The sequence below is a fragment of the Bacillus sp. FSL H8-0492 genome (assembly GCF_038006145.1).
In the GTDB taxonomy this organism is placed as follows: Bacteria; Bacillota; Bacilli; order Bacillales; family Bacillaceae_G; genus Bacillus_A; species Bacillus_A mycoides.
The window spans coordinates 1130318-1151521 of record NZ_JBBOUP010000001.1 but is presented as its reverse complement, the minus strand read 5'-3'; the positions used below and the strand labels follow the sequence as shown (position 1 = coordinate 1151521).

Sequence of the window (21204 nt, the reverse complement as noted above, 5' to 3'; positions counted from 1 at the left end):
TGGTATACTTCATTTATTTATGTTACCGTATAATCCATTACTTGTACACAATTGTTTTTACAATCATTATACGATTACAACAAAAAGAGGAACAACATATGTTATTCCCCTTTCCCTTTTTGTTTTAGAACATCATGTGCTTCTGTAACAACTTGCTCAATAGAAACCGGAGAATGATTTTCGCCATTCTCACGCTCACCGTGCCACTTTAGATGAATTAAAAATTCAATATTTCCATCCCCGCCTGTAATTGGTGAGAATGTTAAACCTTCGATATTATAACCTTCCTTAAGAGCAAAATCGACAATCATTTCCACGACAGCTTCATGTACTTTTCTATCACGAACAATGCCTTTTTTCCCGACTTGTTCTCGTCCAGCTTCAAACTGAGGTTTAATCAATGCAGCTACATCACCATTTGGCATAAGCATTGTTTTTAAAACTGGCAATATAAGCCTTAATGATATAAATGAAACATCAATACTTGCAAACTGCGGTAAACCACGCTCTAAATCTGCCGGTGTCACGTAACGGAAGTTCGTTCGTTCCATCACAACAACACGCTCATCTTGACGCAATTTCCACGCAAGTTGATTATATCCTACATCTAATGCGTAGGATAACTTCGCCCCATTTTGAAGCGCACAGTCTGTAAAACCACCAGTTGATGAACCAATATCTATCATAACCTTATCTTGTAAATCAAGTTGAAATGTTTCTAATGCCTTTTCAAGCTTATAACCACCACGGCTTACATACGGCATGACTTGCCCTTTCACCGTAATCTCCGTATCTTGTGAGATTTTCTCCCCTGGCTTATCGAGTCTCATTTCATTCGCATATACAAGACCTGCCATAACAGCACGTTTAGCCTTCTCACGCGTTTCTATAAGTCCTCGCTCTACTAATAGTACATCTACTCTTTCTTTTTTTACGCTCATTTGTTACGCCCTTTTTTGTTTTGATGGAATCATTGTATGAATACGGTCTACAACAGCATCTGTTGTTAAACCAATTTCTTCTAACAGTTTTGTTACACTACCATGCTCTATGAAGCGATCAGGAATACCCATTCGTTCAATTAAAGCACTATGGTATCCGTTCTCAGAAGCAAATTCAACTACTCCCGTTCCAAAGCCACCGATTAAACAAGCCTCTTCAATCGTTAAAATCGGTATATTTTTCCCTAAAAGCTCATGTAAATATGCTTCGTCCATCGGCTTAATAAAGCGAGCATTCACTACTTTCACTGATACTCCAGCTTGTTCAAGACGCTCAGCTGCTTCCATTGCCATCGGGATTGTCGTACCAAACGTTAAAATTGCTGCTTGTGTGCCTTCTTTTAACGTTTCCCATGTACCGATTGGAATCGCCTTTAATTCTTCATCCATTTGAACGCCAAGTCCATTTCCGCGTGCATAACGTAAAGCAATCGGTCCATCTTCGTATTGCATCGCTGTATATACTAAATGTTGACCTTCATTTTCATCTTTCGGCATCATAAGCACCATATTCGGCAAGTGACGTAAAAACGCGATGTCAAATACACCTTGATGCGTTTCACCGTCTGCTCCTACTAATCCAGAGCGATCTATTCCAATGAAAACATTTAAATTTTGGCGACAAATATCATGAACAACTTGGTCGTATGCTCTTTGTAAAAATGTTGAATAAATTGCTAAGAACGGCTTCATCCCTTGTGTTGCCATACCAGCTGCCATTGTTGTAGCATGCTGCTCTGCAATACCTACATCAATCATGCGATCCGGAAATTCTTTTTGGAATTTCTCAAGTTTCGATCCAACAGGCATTGCAGGCGTAATTGCAACGATACGTTCATCCGTTCTCGCTAGCTTAAGCACTGTTTCACTAACAACAGCACTCCATGCTGGTGCAACTTCTTTCGGTTTAACGAAGTCACCTGACTCAATTTTATACGATCCTGTTCCATGCCAAGTTCCAATAACGTCACTTTCAGCTGGTTTATAACCTTTTCCTTTTTTCGTAATAACATGAACAAGTACTGGGCCTTTTGTTTTCTTTGCATATTGCAACGTTTCGAATAACTTTTCATAATCATGCCCATCGACCGGACCTAAATATGTAAAGCCTAATTCTTCAAAAAAGACGCCTGATACTAGTAAATATTTTAGACTATCTTTTATTTTCTCTGCTGTCGCAGCAACTTTCCCGCCGACTGCTGGGATTTTCTTCAATATATACTCTAGTTCATCTTTTACCCAATGGTACTTCCCTGCGGTACGTAAACGACCAAGTACATTATGAAGTGCACCGACGTTTGGTGCAATTGACATTTCATTGTCATTCAAAATAACAATCATGTCCGTTTTTTCATGCCCAATGTGGTTCAATGCCTCTAAAGCCATTCCGCCTGTTAATGCACCATCGCCAATGATTGGTATAACGTATTCTTCCGTTTTCTTTAAATCACGTGCTAGAGCCATTCCCATTGCAGCAGATAACGATGTCGAACTATGACCAGTTTCCCAAACATCATGCTCACTCTCGCAGCGTTTTGGAAAACCACATAGACCTTGGTATTGCCTTAATGTGCCGAATTCTTTCGCACGCCCTGTTAAAATTTTATGTACATAGGATTGATGTCCTACGTCCCATAAAAACTTATCTTTCGGACTATCAAATAATTTATGCAGAGCAATTGTGAGTTCTACTACACCTAAATTAGGTGCAATATGTCCACCTGTTTGAGAGAGCTCTTCAATTAAAAACTTACGAATATCCTCACTCAACCCCTCTAGTTCACTGATAGACATATCTTTCAAAAAACTAGGGTTTTGAATTTGCGTTAGATCCACATGGATCACTCACTTTCATTTCATAATCTGTCAACATGTCAAATATTATAAGAAACATTTACACAACACAAGAAATTATCTTTTCTATTCTTTTTATCTTGTCCTGCTTTCAGAAAACACTTCCATTTTTTCACTTATCATATTATACATCATATTTCTTTACGTGATGAAAAAAATAGCCGCTAACACGAAGTGATAACGGCAATGTAATCTACATATATTTTTGCCAATAACAAGAAAAGAAAAACCTTTCCTACATTTATATCATAAAATGATGAATGACTCAACAAATGGAAACGCTGTTATATTAGTTATTACGTTTTGCGATTAAATCACAAATAGATAGTAAATATTCATCTTGTAATTGTAAGGAGCTAATAGAATCTTTTGCTTTTGCAATTTTCTCCTCTAAAATAGATTTTGCTCTATCTACAGTAAATAACGTCGTATATGTGCTCTTCTCGTTGGAAGCATCACTACCAATCGGTTTTCCAATCTCTTCTTCTGTTCCTTCTACATCCAAAATATCATCTCTAATTTGGAAAGCTAGACCGATATATTTCGCAAATGCAAGTAACTTCTCTTCTTGCTCTTCTGTAGCATCAGAAAGTATCGCACCTGCAAGTACAGCAAACTCAAGCAGTTTACCTGTCTTATGATTATGAATGTACTCTAATTCATTAATTGTAAGTCGTTTTCCTTCAGCTTCCATATCTGCCACTTGTCCAGCAACCATTCCTTCAGGTCCTGCTGCTTTCGCAAGCTCAAGTACAAGTCTTACTTTTTTTTCAGCAGAGATTTCTTTTTGCCCATATGCCATAATAACTTGAAAAGCATATGTCAACAAACCATCTCCTGCTAAAACTGCCATTGCTTCACCAAATACTTTATGATTGGTAGGCTTTCCTCGTCTTAGATCATCATCATCCATACAAGGTAAATCATCATGAATTAACGAATATGTATGAATCATTTCAAGGGCACAAGCTGCACCCACTCCAAGATTTCTTTCTTTCCCAAACGCTTGTAACGTTGCAAATAAAAGTAACGGGCGGAGACGTTTCCCACCCGCTTCCAAAGAATATGCCATCGCTTCACGAAGCACATTTGGACATTGTAATTCATTTGCATAGCTTACAAGCTTTTCTTCTACGAAAGTTTTACTCTCTTTCAAAAAAGCATCAAAAGCTATATGTGTCACTATGCTTCATCTCCTAAAGCAGTAAACGGTTTAAGCTCTCCATCTTCCCCAAGGATAACTGCCATTTGTTCTTGTACATCTTTCAATTTCTCATCACAAAGCTTAGATAATTCCATGCCTTCCTTAAAATAAGAAATTGCTTCCTCTAAAGGTACATCACCTTGTTCAAGCTTAGAAACGAGATGCTCAAGCTGCGAAATTGCTTCTTCAAAGCTTAACTTATTTTCCATTATTCAATTCACGCTCCTCTATGCTTGATACGCTACAATCTAGTATTCCATCTTGTAATTGAACCGAAACAGCATCTCCAAGGCTAACATCTTTCACGCTTTTTAATACTTGTTTCTCTTCATCGTATACAAGCCCATACCCTCTCATCATTACTTTAAGCGGGCTTAATACCTCAAGCTTTTGAGCCGCTCTCACAAATACGAACTCCTTCGTTTGAAGTAATGTTTGCATTTCACGTTGCAACTGCTTTTGCAACGTTTCAATTGCCGTTTTCGTTTGTATAATTTTTTGAGATGGGTGGTGCTTTTCTAAATAAAATGAAAGTTGCTTTAATTGATTTACTTTTTTATCTATATAACGCTCTTTCGCTAAAACAAGTTGTTCAAGAGCCCTGTCTAACTGCTCTTCTTTTTGCTCGTACACTTGCCTTGGATAACGGAACGCATAAGATTTTTGTAACACTTGCAGTTTTTCTTCTTTTTTATGTACTCTCTCTCTCATTGCTCTTTGCAATCTCAGAGTTCTTTGTAATACCTTTTCTTGTAACTCTATAGTATTAGGTACCGCCAGCTCAGCTGCTGCAGTCGGTGTTGGTGCACGTAAATCCGCGACAAAATCTGCGATTGTAAAATCTGTTTCATGGCCTACAGCCGAAATAATCGGAATCTCACTTGTGAAAATTTCTCTTGCAACTACTTCCTCATTAAAGGCCCATAATTCTTCAATAGAGCCTCCACCACGTCCAACAATTAAAACATCAATATCTCCCATTTCATTCGCTGTACGAATTGCTTGTACAATCGAGGGAGCTGCTGACTCCCCTTGTACAAGTACAGGAAATACAATAACATTTCCAATTGGATAACGACGTTTAATTGTTGTTATAATATCGCGAATTGCTGCTCCTGTTGGCGACGTGATTACACCTATTGTTTTAGCATACGGAGGAATTATTTTTTTATAAACTTGAGAAAACAAGCCCTCTTCCTCTAAACGAACTTTTAATTGCTCATAAGCTAAATGCAAGTTTCCAATTCCGTCAGGCTGCATGTCTTGAATATAAATTTGATAAGAACCACTCGCCTCGTAAACAGAAATCTTTCCTTTTACAAGTACTTTCATTCCATTTTCCGGTCTGAATTTAATGTTACGATTGTGACCCGCAAACATAACCGCTGCAATTCTTGCATTTTCATCTTTCAATGTAAAATACATATGACCACGACTATGATATTTAAAGTTGGAAATTTCTCCTTTTAACCAAACAGACTGTAAATGCGGATCATACTCTATTTTTGTTTTAATATAGCGTGTTAATGCTGTAACGGTTAAATATTGTTTCTCCATTTCTCTCTCCTCATAGCCGATTCAAATTATTGACAAACAACACCTGCACGCTTTGCAGACTCCACAGTGTTGTGAAGAAGCATTGTAATAGTCATTGGGCCGACTCCTTTTGGCACAGGCGTAATGTAACCTGCAACGTCTAATACATTGTCAAAATCAACATCACCACAAAGTTTGCCTGTTTCTAAACGGTTAACACCAACATCAATTACAACCGCACCCTCTTTAATATAGTCAGCTGTTACCATTTTCGGTCGTCCAACGGCTACGATTAAAATATCAGCTAACTTCGATAATTCTTTTATATTTTGCGTCTTAGAATGACAATATGTGACAGTTGCATTTTCATTTAAAAACAGTTGCCCCACTGGTTTACCAACAATATTACTTCTTCCAATTACAACAACATGCTTTCCAGAAATATCAAGATTCGTTTCTTTTACTAATTCTAAAATGCCATGCGGTGTACATGGAAGGAATGTGTCTTGTCCCGTCATCATACGTCCTACGCTGATTGGGTGAAATCCATCTACATCCTTTTCCGGTGAAATTCTTTCAATGATAGCTTTTTCTTCAATATGTTTTGGTAAAGGTAATTGTACCAATATGCCATTAATGCGGTCGTCTCCATTTAAGCGATCGATTTCAGCAAGCAAACGCTCCTCAGTAATCGTTTCAGGAAGTTCAATTAGCTCTGAATAGATTCCTACTTGCTCACAGCCTTTTTCTTTTCCTTTTACATAAGAACGAGATGCTGGATCTTCTCCAACTAAAATAACTGCTAATCCTGGTACAATCCCTTGCTCTTTTAACTTCACAACTTTTTCTTTTAATTGTGCTCGTTTTTTCTCCGCAACTTCATTTCCTTTGATGATTACTGCTACCATTTTAAGTTTCCCCCTTAAAGAAATTACAGTGTATCTTTTATATTAGATAAAACGCCGTTAATAAAACGACGAGATTCCTCATCCCCAAATGTTTTTGCGATTTCAATTGCTTCGTTAATTGTTACATTGTGCGGAATTTCTTCCATGTATTTCATCTCACACACAGCTACACGTAAAATACTGCGATCAACAATACTAATACGCTCAAGCTTCCACTTTTTTAAATTTTGACGAATTGCTGCGTCAATCTCTTCTTTGTTGTCTACAAATCCTACAACAAGTGATTCTAGAAACTCATTTGTTTCTTCGCCTTCATCTAGCGTATTTTCCACCGCTACTTTCGGTTCCAATTCACCTGTAATATCCATTTGGTATAATGCTTGCATTGCTCTTTCTCTAGCCGTCCTACGTTTCATTGTAACTCTCCTTTATACTTCAAGTCTTTCCTTATGTTTTGTTATATTATTATAATTTATAAGCCGTCAATTCACTTACTCTTGCAGTTTTCATTGATTTTCCAACCTTATAATACAATGATAATAACACAATTTATCGTTTCACACACGGGGTACAAGGCTGAAAAATAATAAAAAGATTAACTTCAAGTTCCATATCTTATCACAATGTACGTTTTTTGGAAAAATGAAACATACCGTTTTATTTTTCTTTTTTTTTGAAATAGTATAACAATTAGAGGGTTTTAATTTGTGAAGAAATGAAACGATAAAAAAGATGCCTATTTTACTAGGCACCTTTTTCCACTCTTACACTGGTTCGATTTCTGTTTTTTGTGTTTCGAATGTTACGCCAACGATGTGAACGTTCACTTCTTTTGGCTCAAGTCCTGTCATTGTAAAGAGTGCTTGGCGAATATTGTCTTGAATTTTTTGTGCAACAACCGGAATCGCTACACCAAAATACATCACAACATAAAGGTCAACAATAATATCTTCGTTTGCCAATTCAACCTTTACACCTTTACCATGATTTTTCTTACCTAACTTCTCAACAACATCTGTAGCAAAATTACCACGCATTGCCGCTACACCTTCTACTTCAGCAGCTGCAATACCTGCAATTACTTCGATTACTTCTGGTGCAATTTCTACTTTTCCAAGAGTTGTATCTTGACCCATATCTAACATATGTTCAGCCATGAAAAAAACCTCCTTTAATGTATCACTGCGTCACAAGTTCATGCTCTTCCAAAAATTTCGTGTTAAACTCACCTTTTACAAAATCAGGATGCTCTAGCAATTGCAAATGGAACGGGATTGTTGTATGTACGCCTTCAATGACAAACTCACTGAGCGCTCGCTTCATTTTTGCAATTGCCTCTTCACGTGTTTTTCCGTGAACAATTAATTTAGCAACCATCGAATCATAGAAAGGTGGTATTGAATATCCCGGATATACAGCTGAATCGACGCGAATACCAAATCCGCCTGGTGGTAAGTACATTTCTACTTTACCTGGAGATGGCATAAATTTTTTGGCAGGGTTTTCCGCATTAATTCGACATTCCATTGCCCAACCATTAAATTGTACTTCTTCTTGCTGTAACGATAACTTTTCTCCAGAAGCAACAAGAATTTGTTCTTTAATTAAATCCATCCCTGTTACCATTTCAGTAACTGGATGTTCAACTTGGATTCTCGTATTCATCTCCATGAAATAAAAGCTTTTCGTTTTATATTCATAAATAAACTCAACCGTACCAGCACCTGTATAATCAACCGCTACCGCCGCTTTAACTGCTGCCTCACCCATTTGCTTGCGAATATTCTCATCAAGTGCAGGTGATGGACTTTCTTCTAATAGTTTTTGCAGACGGCGCTGAATTGTACAATCACGTTCTCCTAAATGAATGGCATTTCCATGTGTATCTGCCATTATTTGAATCTCAACATGGCGGAAATCTTCAACGTACTTCTCCAAGTATACACCAGGGTTCCCAAAAGCGGTACTGGCTTCTTGCTGTGTAATTTGAATTCCTTTTACAAGCTCTTCTTCATGGCGCGCAACACGAATACCTTTTCCGCCGCCACCTGCAGTCGCTTTAATGATAACTGGATATCCAAGTTGATTAGCAAGCTCGATCGCTTCTTCGGTATTTTTAATAATCCCTTGTGAACCTGGTACAATCGGAACCCCTGCTTCTTTCATTGTATCACGTGCAACGTCTTTTGTGCCCATCTTTGAAATGGCTTCTGGGCTTGGACCGATAAAAATCAAGTTACACTCACGGCATAATTCTGCAAAATCTGCATTCTCTGCTAAAAATCCATATCCCGGATGAATTGCATCACAACCTGTTAATTTCGCAACACTAATAATGTTCGTCAAATTTAAATAGCTTTCTTTTGAAATCGTTGGTCCAACACAATACGCTTCATCTGCAATTTGCACATGAAGTGACTCTTTGTCTGCTTCTGAATAAATTGCAACTGTTTCAATATCCATTTCTTTACAAGCACGAATAATTCGTACAGCAATTTCCCCACGATTGGCTATTAATACTTTTTTTATCATCACAAAGACTCCCTTATTACGCTTTTACAAGAAATAGCGGTTGTCCATACTCAACAAGCTGTCCGTTATTAACAAGAATCTCAACAATTTCGCCCTCTACATCTGCGTCAATTTCGTTAAATAATTTCATAGCTTCAACAATACATACGATAGAATCTTTCGATACTCTGTCCCCAACACTTACATATTGAGGTGTATCAGGCGAAGAAGAGGAATAAAATGTCCCTACCATCGGTGATGTGATTTTATGTAGGTTTTCATCTTGAACAACTTTCTTCTCTTCTTGTTTTGGCGCTTCTACTTGCGCTGCCGCTACTGCTGTTTCTACTTCGACAGATGCTGCTGGCTGTACTACCTGTTTCGTTACCGGTGCTTGCACAGTAACTATTTCATTACCACGTTTTTTCATTTTGATTGTTGTACCGTCTTTTTTGTATTCAAATTCATCAATATTAGAGCTATCAATTAATTTAATTAATTCACGAACTTCTTGAATTTTAAACATGTAAAATCCACTCCCATACTCTTGTTTGTCCCGTTTTTACAGATTGGCATCAAACTGATTTACTGTAAAAATACGATGTATTCTATTAGAAAATTTATTCCTATGACATTTACTAATAGAAATATTTACTATTCCCATCTTACGCTAAATTTTTTAAACATTCCAATTTATATTTCTTTATTATAAATCGAAACTCCTGTAAAAATATTATTCCACCAAAAAATTATTACCTAGTAATAATACCAAGTTTCACACAAAATTGGCAAGACCACTTCCTAAAAAACATTCTTTACTTTTTCAAAACTGCAAAGTGTAAAAACGTAATTCCCTCAGCATTCTTCATTTTATCCACGGTAAAAAAACATATTTTTACCAAATATTATTTTTTTGTTTACGCGCCGTTCATTCTTCCTTCATAAAAGAATAGTATGTTCAAAGTGTAGCAAATTTATTGTAGTGAGGTGCGGACATATGATATGGCTCATCCTGTTCTTGCCTGCCGTAGTGATTTGGACATTGGTCCTCTTCATTCACGTCAAATCTGGAAAAACTAATCACCATCATCACGAACCATTAATCTTTTACTCACAGCGTATTTCCCCGTTTCCAATTGAAAATACTAAATACAACTGCAAAGATGAAATAGAAAAAAGCTATCGAAAACGATAGCTTTTTTCTATTATTCTTTTATCTAATTTGAAGCAGCAACACCTATTATAATTTCAATTTATTTTACTGATGGATCAAATTTCACACCTACATCTTTTGAACCACCTTCACTTCTTACGAGCTGAATAATTTTATTCGCTTCTTTTTGTGAATGCTTTGCCGATTTAACTGTTACTTTAATGTCTGTTCCATCAGCTCTTACAAGAGCATCCTTATATCCGCCTTGAGATTTAATCACTGTCTCAAGTAATTGTTGCTTCGTTTCCATCGTAGTGATTGCATCAAGATTATCTTTCGCTTTACTCTTTTCTTCTGCTGAAGATTTTGATGACTTCATTACATTTTGTAACTTTTCTTTCTCTACACTACGCTGATCTTCCATTTGCATACGTAGCGCTGTAAAATTCTCATCGCTTGATTGAACTGTTACGCTAGCCTCTTTTTTACTTGTTTCTTTTTTGTCATTCTCTTTCTTGTCTGTTTCTTTATTTGTAGTTTCCTTGCTTGTATTTTCTTTTGTTGTCTCTTTATTTGCAGTTTCTTTCGTTGTTTCTTTTGTAACTGCTTTATCAACACCTTGCTTTTCTTGTCCCATCTTTTCACCCGTTGCCGGTGCTGCTGTATTCATTTTATCAGGAGTTGTTACGTAATAAACAGATAGTACAACCACTAAACTTAACATCGTTAATAGCCAAACCGTTTGTTTTTTTAACACTTTATTTCCTCCCTATCAATTTTTCGGTGATACTGAAACGCGATGAGCTGGTACATCTAATAATCGCGTCACAGCTTCTTTTACCATTGCTTTTATTTGTATATTATCCACTCCCTTTGCTACGACCAGAACACCTCGTACTTTCGGTTTCTCTGTTCGCAAAACAATCGGAGTTTCTTTATCACCTTCACGTATAATGACTGTCTTTTCATCAAGAGACTCGTCTTCTACTTCCCTTTTCCCGCCTGCTTTATCAGTTTCACCTGTCGTTTGTGAACGTTTTACTGTATTTTTCTCGAGTATTTTTTCTTCAGATGAATCTAAGTTCACTTTAATAGTTACATCTTTTACTCCGGCTATCTCTTCTAAAGAAGCTTTCAATTCTTGTTCATACGCTTTTTCGTATTTTTCTACATTTGACATATTATCATTGTTTTTTTGACCGAAAGTTGGTACATCTTTATCTTGGCTTTGACTTGTCTTTTCTTTAAACACAGGCACTTCTTCTTTTTTAGGTGATAAGAAATTACTAGAAAACATAAGCGCAATCCCAAGTATGAGTAGGACAAGCAAAAACTTAGGTGTTACCTTTTTCCCCTTCTCATTACTTTCTTTTCCATCCCCATTTAATAGGTTTCGAAAAAATGAGAACCTCGAATTTTTATCTTTATTGTCCATTTACGCTACCTGTCCTCCCTTCCATCTGAACTTGGATTTGTTTATCCTCTAGTTGCCACCTGCTTGAAAAGAAATCTTTCATTTCTACATTCGTTTCTTCTATTTTTTTTGGAGGTTCTTTCATATTAATTTCAATTGGCTTTACTGTTTCGATTGCATCATTTTTACTACGTTCTTTTTCTTTCAACGTCACAACAACAGATTGAATATCTTTCGCTGACTTTACTTCTTCTGCATGTTCCACTGCGACTATTTGTATTTCAGAGACTGTCATACCATACTTTTTCTCAAACTCTTTTCCTACGTCTTTTTTCATTTTGGTAGCCATCTCTTCTAAACTATATGCACGTGTTAGAGCTTGTATTTCTTTTTTCTTCGAATCTATCGAATTTTTTACAGATCCATCTGCTACGTACTTTTCCTCATTGAAATTTGCGATAACTTCATTTACATCTGTTTGTAACAACTTAAATAGAGGCGTTAAAATTAATACGACTAACAATAGACTTACAACGAATTTAACGTACTTTTGCAAATTTGAATTTGGAAGAATAAGATGAAGCATTGTCGCTAAGAGTAAAAAAACGATAATATTTCTAATCCACTCTGTAACAAATTGCATACTCTTCACCTCCTACCGCATCATGAGAGTAATGTTCCCGGCAGCAATAATAATTGTGATACTTAAAAAGAACATAAATGATACGATAGCTAAGCAAGCAAATACGTAAATGATACTTCGTCCAATGATATCTAAACATTGAATAATTGCTCCTCCGCCTACTGGTTGCAATACTGCTGCTGCGAATTTATAAATAAACGCGATACAAAAAATTTGAATCGCTGGGAAAGCGACAATTAAGCATAAAATAACGAGCCCGATAATTCCGACTGTGTTTTTTAATAATCCAGATGCACTAATAACAGTATCCGCCGCCTCAGTAAACATCCTTCCTACTACAGGAATGAAATTTCCTGTTACAAATTTAGCCGTTTTCACAGCTATACCATCAGCAACGGCTGACGCTGTTCCCTGTACAGATAATACGCCTAAAAAAACCGTCAAAAAGATACCAATAATCCCAACACTAACGTTTTGCAAAAGCTTGGACAATTTCGTAACTTTATATTGATCACTCATCGTGCTTACAATACTTAATATAGTTGCAAGTAATAAAAGTGGTAGAACGATATAGTTCATAAGAAGCCCACTCGTATTCATTAAGAAAATGATGATTGGATGAAAAAATGATACAGAAACAACACCGCCGCCTGTTGCTACGAGTGCAAGTAAAATTGGTAATAACGCTAGTATAAAATCTACCATTGTTTGTATCGTCTCTCTTGCATATGTCATAACGACATAAAAACTATTTAAAGCGAAAATAATAAGTACCATGTATACGACTGCATCAGCGATTTTACTCACGCTACTCTTTGAAAAAGCAGATTGCAACGATTGCAACAATGCACTGAAAATCGTGAGCATAATGAGCGTTCCGAGTAACTTTCCATTTGCAACAAGCTCATGAAATAAATATTTTAATAGACCTATCATCCACTCTTTTATGGAGAACTCTTTTTCTCCCTTTACAAACTCCATAAAGCTTCCTTTTTGACTCTCTGGTAAATAGCCTCCATACTTTGTAACAAGCCCGTCCCAAAATTGCTTCACATCTTCAATTCCGAGCTTATCCAATTGTTGATCAACGACGTTTGTTTCTATAGGAGAAGCTTGTACAACAATCGGTAAAGAAAAGAAAAGGAAGCAAGCAAATAATAGCTTAGCTCCAAACTTCCTCAACATTCACTCCCCCTTATCCCGTAGGTAAAAAACCGAGAATTGTTTCAATTACAACCGTCAAAATAGGAATTGCCATGACGAGAATTAAGATTTTCCCAGCTAATTCAATTTTCGAAGCGATTGCACCTTGACCAGCATCCTTTGTAATTTGCGCACCAAACTCAGCGATATAAGCAATCCCTATAATTTTCAATAACGTTTCTACATATACGTTGCTAACCTTCGCTTCACTCGCCACTCTCTCAATCATTTGTAAAATAGAATGAATTTGATCGATTAAGAGAAGAAACATCATGCTACCAATGAACACAATAAATAACGATGTAATACTAGACTTATGCTGATTTAAAACAGCAGCTAAAAATGTAGCAACGAGGCCTAATCCGACAATTTGTATAATTTCGATTCGAACCGCCTCCTTTACTGGAAGAGAAAGACACTTTTAATCTTGTCGAATAGAGTATTAATTAAAAATGCAACATGAAACAAAATAACGACAAAACCGACAAGGATAACCCAATTTGCAATATCCTCTCGCTTTAATTCTTTTAGTACAGTATGAATGAAAGCTAAAACAATGCCGATTCCGGCGATTTGAAATATTAATCCAACATCAATGGACATCGCCTTTCTCCCCCCTATAGCAGTAAAATTACGATAAGTAGCCCTGCTAGTACCCCTAAACTCTTTATCATTTTTTCATATTGTAGTTGTAATGCTTTCGCTTCTCCTTCTTCTCTCTCCAAATGTGTAATACATAAGCGAATATGTTTTTGCTGTGATTCACGATCATGTTGTCCAAGTGTTTCACCAAATTGTTGTAAGATTTCATACTCGGTTTGTTTAAACGCCGTTAACGTCCAGTTCTCCTTCAAACTATCAATCCAAGCTTCTCTAACTGTTTGCTCCCCGTCCTCTAGCCGTTTCGAAAAGCTTTGAAATATCCAATTTAACGGCTTCGGCATTTGTTTGACTAAACGCTCTGCAGCCTCAGATAACGGCGTGTGTCCATACATAATTTCAGCTTCTAATGATTGCAATGCTGCCTTCAATAACCTAAGTTGCCGCGGTCTCTCACTGTACCTTTTAGCGTATGAAAATCCGAAAAAAGTGCTAACAGCAACTATTAATACCGCACCAAATATTTTCACCATACGCCTTGAACCTTTCTATGGGATAATACTGGTTTTCCATCTCTATCTTTCACTTGCATAACTGTTCCTGGCCCTCTCGCTTTTGATAATTCCACAAACCTATCAAATACACCAAGTTCCAGCACCGCCTGTAACGATGGACGTTTCACAACATCATCATAAGAAAATCCATGTGCACTTATAAAAAGCTGAACACCTGCATGTACCGCCTCCATAATCGCTTCACTATCTTCTTTACGTCCAATTTCATCTACGATTAATATGTCTGGGCTCATAGAACGAATCATCATCATCATTCCTTCAGCTTTTGGACAAGCGTCTAATACATCTACTCGCACGCCAAAGTCATATTGCGGGATTCCTTTCACACAGCCCGCAATTTCTGATCGTTCATCAACAATCCCCACTTTACATGAAGGAATTTTCGAAGCACTTACACCTTGACTCATACAGCGTGCTACATCTCTTAAAAGTGTTGTTTTCCCCGTTTGCGGTGGGCCAATTACCATCGTGTTTAACCATCGCGATTCATAAAGATATGGCAGAAGCGGCTCAGCAATCCCTATTTTTTGACGGGCAATACGAATATTAAAAGAAGAGACATCTCGAATCATTTTCACTGCGCTTTTTTCTGTAATGACTTTTCCAGCTAGGCCAATTCTATGTCCTCCTCGTAGTGTCACATATCCACGTTTCAATTCCTCTTCCATCGTATAAATTGAGAATTGACTTAATTTATTCAATAAATGGATTGCATCTTCCGCTGTAGCGATATAGTCATAGAAAAACACTTCTCCATGTGCAATACACTCTAGTGGCCTTCCAATTCGAACGCGAATTTCCTCTAGAGTATCGTATTGTTTACAGCCTTCAACTAACTGTCTCATCGATTTCGGTAAAACTTCTAATACTTCTTTCATAAGCTTCTCCCCACTATACTCGACTTACTATTTCAACAACGCGATAAAAATGCAGCCAATTCCAAGCGCTAGAAAAAAGAGTTTCAAGAAAGAAATCTCACTTGCTACACTCGCTATGCCAATTGTCATTGTTAAAATTAATACGGTCGGTCCAACAAACGCCAACATACCATTTATAAACAATGCTTTCTTCGCATCATTCACGTAAAGCATAAGCAGAGCGGCGAATATTTCCGCGCTTCCTGAAAACAACCGAAGTAATCCCATAACAAGCACGGATGTTTCCATTGCCGCTAGCCACTGTTTCATTCTCCCACCTTCTCCCATAACAGTTACTACTTCCTTATTCTGAAAAAGAATATATTTGTACAACCATATGCAGAGGTTGTCTATTTCAGAAGTAAAAACATAATTTTTCTCTATCGACTTAATCTAAAACTGAATATTCCAATTAATTTATGGTATATTTAATAGAAAAGGAGCATAGATGATGAAGCAAGTTACTTTATTACCGCTCGATTTACGATATGCAAATGTGATTTTTGAGCTATCAAGCAATCCACATGTAAAAAATGCATTAGGGCTAAAAGTAGAATCAGTGGAAGATACAAAAACATTCATTCTTTTTGCAATTGAAGAGGAACGAAAAAAGCACTCCTTATCAAGAGTGATTGTAAATGAAGAAAATGAAATAATTGGCCTCACGACACTTAAACATATTAATTACGAACAAAAGCACTCACATATTGGAAGTTGGCTCGGCTATCAATATTGGGGAAGAGGATATAACGAATCTGCTAAAAAAGAGATCTTTAAAATCGCTTTTTTAGACTTGCAACTTACATACGTATTTGCCGGTGCTAAAACGACTAACATTCGCTCTTTAAAAGCACAAGAGAAACTATCTTACATTTCATTACATGTGGAAAAACAATTTCCAGACGTACACGCTGCTTTGGAGAAAGAAGTAAAATCACCTTGCGTACTGCATGTTGTATCATGCGAAAAATTTTCAAATTGGTTGGAAGTACAAAATGAGGGGGGAAAATATGAAAGCATTAAAAATTAGTTTAACAATTGTAGTAGAATTAGCTATTATTTATCTTTTTTCAAAAATGGTTGGCTGGTCATTTATCGAGAGCTTTTTCCTTGGCAGTCTAGCAATATTTGCAATTACGTGGTTAATTATTATGAGTAACTTTAGAAATAACAATATGGATCATGTAACGAATAAAACTTTTACCGGTATTGAAACTGGTGAAATACGCCCGTTTCAAATTGTTTTGACTCCATATATTATGGGTACCCTTTCACTCGTCACAGTTAGTTTTGTTATAACCGCAATTTACTATCTTCCCTACTTCCTATAAAAAAAGCACTCGTGATAATCACGAGTGCTTTTCTACTATGCACGAGAAACGTATTTACCTTCACCAGTGTTGATGATAAGCATTTCGCCTTCGTTAATGAAGATTGGTACTTGTACAACAAGACCAGTTTCTAATTTAGCTGGTTTTGTTACGTTAGAAGCTGTGTCACCTTTAATACCAGGCTCTGTTTCTGACACTGCTAATTCAACTGTGTTCGGAAGTTCAACACCAAGTACTTCATCTTGGTATGTCATAATAGATACTCCCATGTTTTCTTTTAAGAATTTTAATTCGCGCTCGATTTGGTTTTCGCCAAGTTCGATTTGCTCATAAGTTTCGTTATCCATAAATACGTGAGACTCACCGCTCGCGTATAAGTATTGCATACGACGGTTTTCGATGTGTGCTTTTTCTACTTTTTCACCTGCACGGAATGTTTTCTCTTGAACAGATCCTGTGCGAAGGTTGCGTAGTTTAGAGCGAACGAATGCAGCACCTTTACCTGGCTTTACGTGTTGGAAATCCATTACTTGCCAAAGGGCATTGTCCACTGAAATTGTTAAACCTGTACGAAAATCGTTTACTGAAATCATGTAAAAAAATCCTCCTGTGTATTACAAAATAATAAGTTCTTTTGGTGATTTCGTTATTACTTCATTACCTTCACTTGTTACAATGATATCATCTTCAATACGTACCCCGCCAACACCTGGAATATAAATACCTGGTTCTACTGTTACAGCCATACCTGGTTCAAGTACTGTATCAGAACGGAACGCTAAACCTGGTGCTTCATGGATTTCAAGACCGATTCCATGACCAGTAGAGTGTCCGAAGTATTCACCATATCCTTTTTCCGTTATGTAATCACGCGTTAATGCATCGGCCTCACGACCCGTTAAACCAGCTTTAATACCGTTCACACCACGTAGTTGTGCTTCTAAAACGATATTATAAATTTCTTTTAATTTATCAGATGGTTCACCGACTGCAATCGTACGAGTAATATCAGAGCAATATCCTTTGTAATAAGCGCCGAAGTCTAATGTAACGAAATCTCCTTTTTCTATCACTTTTTCAGATGCCACGCCGTGCGGTAATGCCGAACGAAGACCTGAAGCAACGATAATATCAAACGAAGAAGATGTTGCTCCTTGTTTTCTCATGAAAAATTCAAGTTCATTTGACACTTCAATTTCAGATACTCCCGGGCGAATGAATGATAGAATATGCTCAAAGGCAGCATCTGCAATCTGTGCAGCTTCCTTTAATATCTTAATCTCTGAATCAGTCTTTATCAAGCGTAACTTTTCTACAAGCCCAGAAGTTGGGATGAATTCAGCTTCGATCGCTTCATTATGCGTTACGTAAGAGCTATATGTAAGAGTATCTTGCTCAAATCCTAGCTTTTGAATTCCAAGTTCTTTAACTTGTTTCGCAACTTCATCAAGAATTAATCCTGCATGCTGCACTATTTCGTATCCAACCGCTTGCTTACTAGCTTGCTCTACATAACGGAAATCTGTAATAAATAGAGCACGCTCTTTTGAAATTAGTACAACACCAGCTGTTCCTGTGAAATTCGCCATATATCTACGGCTATGTTCATTCGTTAATACGATACCGTCAATACCAGCCTCATCAAACGCACTTCTTAATCTCTCGATCTTTTCCATTACTTTATGCCTCCCTCAATTTCTCCATTAATGCAAATAACGCTAACTTATAGCCATAAAAACCAAATCCAACAATTTGTCCCGCACAAACAGCCGCCGTCACAGATTCGTGACGGAACGATTCACGCTGGTGAATGTTAGAAATATGTACTTCAATAACAGGAATCGAAATGCTCGCAATTGCATCTCGAATCGCATAGCTATAATGCGTAAATGCTCCAGGATTTAAAATGATCCCTTCATATATATCTTCAGCCTCATGAAGACGATCGATAATAGCACCTTCATGATTCGATTGGAAACATTCTAACTCCACTCCCATTTTCTCTGCTTCGTGTTTCATATCTGTTTCAAGCGTCGCTAACGTTCCTTTTCCGTATACATTTACTTCCCTAACGCCAAGGCGATTTAGGTTAGGACCATTTACGAGGAGTAACTTTTTCATTTTCTTAAAACTCCTTAATATTAAAAAATGTCTATACGACATTTTAACATAGGAATCACTTGTTTGAATAGTTTGTCTTCTCGACCCCTTCTCCTCTATTTGTATTATTCGATTCGAATGCTACAGAATACGAAATAAAAACACCATATAATATAAAGATACATATTGTCGTTACAATTGTTTCTTTCGGTAAATGGAGTGCACTTTTAATAACAGGTGCCATTAGCCCCATCCCCAAAAATAATAATGCCCACCAAAACAAACCGTATAGTACGCCAGGGAATACTCCTTCAAACTTTTTAAAAAGGGCTTTATAGAGAAATGCCACTAAAATTGAAAGAAGTCCCATACAAACGATACCTAGTACATTTCCCCAAACCCCTTCTTTCCAATCTCCAAATGCAAACGGTAAAAGTAAATAGTTAGGTCCAGCTTCTGTAAATGAGAATATATGAAGGAAATACCATATACCTCCCCAAAATAAGCCACCAAATAAACCAATTTGTACAAAGTTTCTTATTGTTGATTGTTCTTGATTCACATTGACACCTCCGCTCACTAGTATGCCCGAAACTATTTTGAGGCATGTTTAAATCCTGCAAAATTTGTCTATAAAAAGAATAAGAAATGTCCGACTCTCGTAACATTTTCCCTTGTCATCTGCCTGTATTTGTCGATAAAATAAAGGAAACTCGGTGATTGTCTTATTTCAAGATGACAAAACCAAGTATGACAATTGCCTCTTTTTCTACATAAGAGAGAAACAAATACAGGTTGGTGTTAACATGGCAGAAGAGTCAAAACAAATATATGGCGGGCAGGCAGTCATAGAAGGAGTTATGTTTGGCGGTAGAGAATATACTGTTACAGCGGTTCGTCGTAAAGATAAATCGATTGAATTTTATCGTTTACCACGCGTTCGTAATAAAGCATTATCTCTACTAAAGAAAATTCCATTTTTACGAGGTATTGCCGCTATTGTGGATGCAAGTGCGAATGGAGCGAAACATTTAAACTTTGCTTCAGAACGATTTGATGTCCACCCAGAAGAAGATGAACAACTTGCAAATAAAAAAGAAGAACAATCAAAATTAACGATGGTATTAGGAGTTGCAGCAGTTGGCGTTTTATCGTTCATATTCGGTAAAGTAATTTTCACAGCAGTTCCTGCACTTTTAGCTGAATTAACGAGACCGATTTTCCCATCTCATACAGGGCAAATCATTGTCGAAAGTGTCATTAAGCTCATGCTATTATTGAGCTATATATACTTCATTTCTTTAACCCCACTTATTAAGCGGGTATTTCAGTACCACGGTGCGGAACATAAAGTAATCAATGCTTACGAGAATAACCTTCCACTGACTGTAGAAAATGTTCAAAAGCAAACTCGCCTCCATTATCGCTGTGGCAGTAGCTTTATAATATTTACAGTCATTATTGGAATGTTTGTTTATTTCCTAGTTCCTACAGATCCACTTTGGGCAAGGGTAGTAAACAGAATTTTATTAATTCCAGTTGTTCTCGGCATTTCTTTTGAAGTATTACAATTTACCAATCGATTACGAGATGTCCCTGTTTTGCGAGTACTTGGATATCCAGGATTATGGCTGCAACTATTAACAACGAAAGAACCAACAGATGATCAAGCGGAAGTTGCAATCGCATCGTTTGAAGAATTATTACGTTTAGAAAACAAACAATAATTATTTAAAAATGGTGTTCAACTCCTTTCCTCATCGTTAATATACTAATTTTAATATATGTTTTTAGGAGGTGTCCCTTATGAACGGTCGTTCGTTTACATTCGCTATATTTGTGCTTATTATCGGATTAGCAATATTCGGCCTTGTTTCATCTGTTATTACAGATCCAATGGGAGTATTGAAAAACATTGGTATCATGTTAGCTGTCGTCGGTATCTTTTACTTACTCTACAAAATGTTTACAAACTCTAGTGGTTCTGCAAATTCGCAAAGCTCATATAAGCGTGCAGCGAAACAATCGAACCGCAAACACGGGAAACAAAATGTAGCACCCCTAAGTAATTCTTTCTTGAAACGAAATGTTTCTGATGACAAGGGGAAAAAGGGTAATTCTCCATCGTTGAAAAGAAAAAGAAAACAATCTCATTTAACTGTCATTGAAGGTAAAAAAAACAAAAAGAAAGACCGTGCTTCCTTTTAGGAAATACGGTCTTTTTTTATCTCAATTAGTATGGGCAAATAATCAG

28 protein-coding genes are annotated in these 21204 nt (G+C 36.9%); 5 read left to right on the top strand and 23 right to left on the bottom strand.

All coding sequences use genetic code 11. The features are described 5' to 3' along the window. Window positions 1-101: 101 nt before the first annotated feature. The 10 genes from MHH66_RS05890 to accB all read right to left on the bottom strand — a co-directional run bounded on the left by MHH66_RS05890 (window position 102) and on the right by accB (window position 9540). Complete coding sequence (locus MHH66_RS05890) at window positions 102-941, bottom strand: TlyA family RNA methyltransferase (protein ID WP_002015074.1); 840 nt, start codon at window positions 939-941, stop codon at window positions 102-104. 3 nt (window positions 942-944) lie between these two features. After that, window positions 945-2837, bottom strand: a complete 1893-nt coding sequence (dxs, locus tag MHH66_RS05885) for a 1-deoxy-D-xylulose-5-phosphate synthase (RefSeq protein WP_002088566.1) — start codon at window positions 2835-2837, stop codon at window positions 945-947. 307 nt (window positions 2838-3144) lie between these two features. After that, on the bottom strand, window positions 3145-4038 hold the full coding sequence (ispA, locus tag MHH66_RS05880; RefSeq protein ID WP_061674771.1) for a (2E,6E)-farnesyl diphosphate synthase: 894 nt from the start codon (window positions 4036-4038) through the stop codon (window positions 3145-3147). Then, window positions 4038-4268: an exodeoxyribonuclease VII small subunit gene (gene xseB, locus MHH66_RS05875; protein ID WP_000428422.1), complete on the bottom strand. Its 231-nt coding sequence runs from the start codon at window positions 4266-4268 to the stop codon at window positions 4038-4040. Before xseB ends, ispA begins: the two co-directional genes overlap by 1 nt. Further along, window positions 4258-5616, bottom strand: coding sequence for an exodeoxyribonuclease VII large subunit (xseA, locus tag MHH66_RS05870; protein WP_002015068.1), 1359 nt, complete (start codon window positions 5614-5616; stop codon window positions 4258-4260). Before xseA ends, xseB begins: the two co-directional genes overlap by 11 nt. A gap of 26 nt (window positions 5617-5642) precedes the next feature. Further along, complete coding sequence (gene folD / locus MHH66_RS05865; RefSeq protein ID WP_002067081.1) at window positions 5643-6503, bottom strand: bifunctional methylenetetrahydrofolate dehydrogenase/methenyltetrahydrofolate cyclohydrolase FolD; 861 nt, start codon at window positions 6501-6503, stop codon at window positions 5643-5645. Window positions 6504-6526: 23 nt separating this feature from the next. Continuing rightward, window positions 6527-6919 carry a N utilization substance protein NusB gene (gene nusB / locus MHH66_RS05860; protein WP_002067080.1) on the bottom strand — a complete coding sequence of 131 codons (393 nt, stop codon included), beginning with the start codon at window positions 6917-6919 and terminating at the stop codon, window positions 6527-6529. 348 nt (window positions 6920-7267) lie between these two features. Further along, window positions 7268-7660, bottom strand: coding sequence for an Asp23/Gls24 family envelope stress response protein (locus MHH66_RS05855; protein WP_000807630.1), 393 nt, complete (start codon window positions 7658-7660; stop codon window positions 7268-7270). Window positions 7661-7682: 22 nt separating this feature from the next. Beyond that, window positions 7683-9035, bottom strand: coding sequence for an acetyl-CoA carboxylase biotin carboxylase subunit (accC, locus tag MHH66_RS05850; protein WP_002015065.1), 1353 nt, complete (start codon window positions 9033-9035; stop codon window positions 7683-7685). Between the two features lie 16 nt (window positions 9036-9051). After that, entirely contained in the window at window positions 9052-9540 is a 489-nt protein-coding gene (gene accB, locus MHH66_RS05845) for an acetyl-CoA carboxylase biotin carboxyl carrier protein (RefSeq protein WP_002015063.1), read from the bottom strand. Between the two features lie 471 nt (window positions 9541-10011). Between accB and MHH66_RS05840 the strand changes: the two genes are divergently transcribed. Continuing rightward, window positions 10012-10209 carry a hypothetical protein gene (locus MHH66_RS05840; protein ID WP_012261697.1) on the top strand — a complete coding sequence of 66 codons (198 nt, stop codon included), beginning with the start codon at window positions 10012-10014 and terminating at the stop codon, window positions 10207-10209. Window positions 10210-10267: 58 nt separating this feature from the next. Here MHH66_RS05840 and MHH66_RS05835 read toward each other — a convergent pair whose 3' ends face one another. Genes MHH66_RS05835 through MHH66_RS05795 form a run of 9 tightly spaced genes read right to left on the bottom strand, consistent with a single transcriptional unit; the run spans window position 10268 to window position 15789 of the window. Further along, window positions 10268-10924 carry a SpoIIIAH-like family protein gene (locus MHH66_RS05835; RefSeq protein WP_078184424.1) on the bottom strand — a complete coding sequence of 219 codons (657 nt, stop codon included), beginning with the start codon at window positions 10922-10924 and terminating at the stop codon, window positions 10268-10270. A gap of 15 nt (window positions 10925-10939) precedes the next feature. Then, on the bottom strand, window positions 10940-11602 hold the full coding sequence (gene spoIIIAG / locus MHH66_RS05830; RefSeq protein WP_002088572.1) for a stage III sporulation protein AG: 663 nt from the start codon (window positions 11600-11602) through the stop codon (window positions 10940-10942). Next, window positions 11592-12224, bottom strand: a complete 633-nt coding sequence (spoIIIAF, locus tag MHH66_RS05825; protein ID WP_002015059.1) for a stage III sporulation protein AF — start codon at window positions 12222-12224, stop codon at window positions 11592-11594. Before spoIIIAF ends, spoIIIAG begins: the two co-directional genes overlap by 11 nt. Before the next feature lie 12 nt (window positions 12225-12236). Further along, complete coding sequence (gene spoIIIAE / locus MHH66_RS05820) at window positions 12237-13409, bottom strand: stage III sporulation protein AE (RefSeq protein ID WP_002067101.1); 1173 nt, start codon at window positions 13407-13409, stop codon at window positions 12237-12239. Window positions 13410-13419: 10 nt separating this feature from the next. Further along, on the bottom strand, window positions 13420-13803 hold the full coding sequence (gene spoIIIAD / locus MHH66_RS05815) for a stage III sporulation protein AD (protein ID WP_078172833.1): 384 nt from the start codon (window positions 13801-13803) through the stop codon (window positions 13420-13422). Between the two features lie 23 nt (window positions 13804-13826). Then, window positions 13827-14030: a stage III sporulation protein AC gene (gene spoIIIAC / locus MHH66_RS05810; protein WP_000020914.1), complete on the bottom strand. Its 204-nt coding sequence runs from the start codon at window positions 14028-14030 to the stop codon at window positions 13827-13829. A gap of 14 nt (window positions 14031-14044) precedes the next feature. Next, the gene (gene spoIIIAB / locus MHH66_RS05805; RefSeq protein ID WP_002088574.1) at window positions 14045-14560 is read right to left on the bottom strand and encodes a stage III sporulation protein SpoIIIAB; all 516 of its coding nucleotides are present in this window, start codon (window positions 14558-14560) and stop codon (window positions 14045-14047) included. Next, entirely contained in the window at window positions 14554-15480 is a 927-nt protein-coding gene (spoIIIAA, locus tag MHH66_RS05800; protein ID WP_063218914.1) for a stage III sporulation protein AA, read from the bottom strand. Before spoIIIAA ends, spoIIIAB begins: the two co-directional genes overlap by 7 nt. 27 nt (window positions 15481-15507) lie before the next feature. Continuing rightward, complete coding sequence (locus MHH66_RS05795) at window positions 15508-15789, bottom strand: YqhV family protein (protein WP_000816054.1); 282 nt, start codon at window positions 15787-15789, stop codon at window positions 15508-15510. A 178-nt stretch (window positions 15790-15967) separates the two neighbouring features. Here MHH66_RS05795 and MHH66_RS05790 point away from each other — a divergent pair, with 178 nt between their 5' ends. Continuing rightward, entirely contained in the window at window positions 15968-16549 is a 582-nt protein-coding gene (locus MHH66_RS05790) for a GNAT family N-acetyltransferase (protein WP_063218913.1), read from the top strand. Next, window positions 16530-16850 (top strand): hypothetical protein, encoded by a 321-nt coding sequence (locus tag MHH66_RS05785; RefSeq protein ID WP_063218912.1) that lies wholly within the window; start codon window positions 16530-16532, stop codon window positions 16848-16850. Before MHH66_RS05790 ends, MHH66_RS05785 begins: the two co-directional genes overlap by 20 nt. A gap of 35 nt (window positions 16851-16885) precedes the next feature. On the opposite strand, the gene efp is transcribed toward MHH66_RS05785, so the two are convergent. From efp to MHH66_RS05765, 4 genes are read right to left on the bottom strand one after another with little or no spacing between them, the layout of a single operon-like run. Further along, a complete protein-coding gene (efp, locus tag MHH66_RS05780; RefSeq protein WP_002015051.1) occupies window positions 16886-17443 on the bottom strand; it encodes an elongation factor P in 558 nt (185 codons plus the stop codon). Between the two features lie 21 nt (window positions 17444-17464). Continuing rightward, a complete protein-coding gene (pepQ, locus tag MHH66_RS05775) occupies window positions 17465-18526 on the bottom strand; it encodes a Xaa-Pro dipeptidase (RefSeq protein WP_002015050.1) in 1062 nt (353 codons plus the stop codon). 4 nt (window positions 18527-18530) lie between these two features. Then, entirely contained in the window at window positions 18531-18971 is a 441-nt protein-coding gene (gene aroQ, locus MHH66_RS05770) for a type II 3-dehydroquinate dehydratase (protein ID WP_002015049.1), read from the bottom strand. A 55-nt stretch (window positions 18972-19026) separates the two neighbouring features. Continuing rightward, entirely contained in the window at window positions 19027-19512 is a 486-nt protein-coding gene (locus MHH66_RS05765) for a YqhR family membrane protein (RefSeq protein WP_002015048.1), read from the bottom strand. A 244-nt stretch (window positions 19513-19756) separates the two neighbouring features. Between MHH66_RS05765 and MHH66_RS05760 the strand changes: the two genes are divergently transcribed. Then, window positions 19757-20677 carry a DUF1385 domain-containing protein gene (locus MHH66_RS05760; RefSeq protein WP_002015047.1) on the top strand — a complete coding sequence of 307 codons (921 nt, stop codon included), beginning with the start codon at window positions 19757-19759 and terminating at the stop codon, window positions 20675-20677. Between the two features lie 79 nt (window positions 20678-20756). Next, the gene (locus tag MHH66_RS05755) at window positions 20757-21158 is read left to right on the top strand and encodes an SA1362 family protein (RefSeq protein WP_063218911.1); all 402 of its coding nucleotides are present in this window, start codon (window positions 20757-20759) and stop codon (window positions 21156-21158) included. Window positions 21159-21204: the final 46 nt, after the last annotated feature.